Below are 1037 nucleotides of genomic sequence, written 5' to 3' on the forward strand. Positions count from 1 at the left end.
GGAGACTTCATCATAGTAAAATCAGACGGGCTGCCTACCTATAATTTTGCGGTGGTCATCGATGATGTACTCATGGGGATTACCCATGTTATACGCGCTGAGGAACACCTATCCAACACCCCGCGCCAGCTGATGATTTACGAAGCCCTGCATTTTAAACGGCCGGAATTTGCGCATATTTCCTTGATTCTGGGCAGCGACCGCCAGAAAATGAGCAAACGCCACGGGGCCACTTCTTTGATGCAGTACCGGGAGATGGGTTATCTTCCTGAAGCCCTGGTCAACTTTTTGAGCTTGCTGGGTTGGTCGCCTGAGGGTGAAGAGCAGATCCTGGATATGGGTCAGATCATTGAGGCCTTTACCCTGGAACGGGTGGCCAAGAGCCCGGCGGTTTTTGACCTGGAGAAGCTTAATTGGATGAATGGGCAGTATATCCGCAAGCTCGATATCGAAACACTGGCGGAACGGGTTAAACCATACCTCCTGGCTTCTCCTTACCGGAACCAGATTGAAGCCCTCCCCCTGCAGCAATACCTCTTGCTGATAGCAACGGTCAAAGATCATCTGGTCTGTTTGAGCGATATCGTAAAAGAAGTGGCGCTGCTGTTCGAGCCGGTTAGCTTTGCCCCCGAGGCCCTGGAGGTTTTACAAGGGGAAAATACCGGGCTGGTCTTGCAGGCTTTTATAGAATCTTTTCCTGACAGTCTGGAGCCGGAGGTTATTAAACAACACCTGAAGCTGATCACCAAGCAGAACAAATTGAAGCCTAAAGATGTATTCATGCCTTTGCGCTGTTCCCTGAGCGGACAGGTGCACGGACCTGATCTGCCCAGTCTGATAAGCCTGTGGGGGAAAGAAGAAAGCCTTAATCGGGTGCAGCAGAGCTTGAAGATGTTAACAGGTAAATAGAGGAAAGCGCTATTCTGTTCGGTTTGGTTGACATAAAATTTTGTCCTGCATATAATTTAACTAATGATAAATATAAATGCTGGGAATGGGAGAAGTAGAGCCTCGATCGCTGCCAGAGAGAAAAGGTC

1 protein-coding gene and 1 other annotated feature (1 of these 2 cut by a window edge) are annotated in these 1037 nt (G+C 49.2%); the gene reads left to right on the plus strand.

The annotated features are described in order from the left end of the window. On the plus strand, positions 1-909 hold a 909-nt coding region (gene gltX, locus B3W37_RS08785), incomplete at its 5' end, for a glutamate--tRNA ligase (RefSeq protein ID WP_483175418.1). Between the two features lie 72 nt (positions 910-981). Continuing rightward, positions 982-1037: a binding site (T-box leader), on the plus strand (it continues 260 nt past the right edge of the window).

The organism is Syntrophomonas sp. UBA5494 (genome assembly GCF_002426325.1).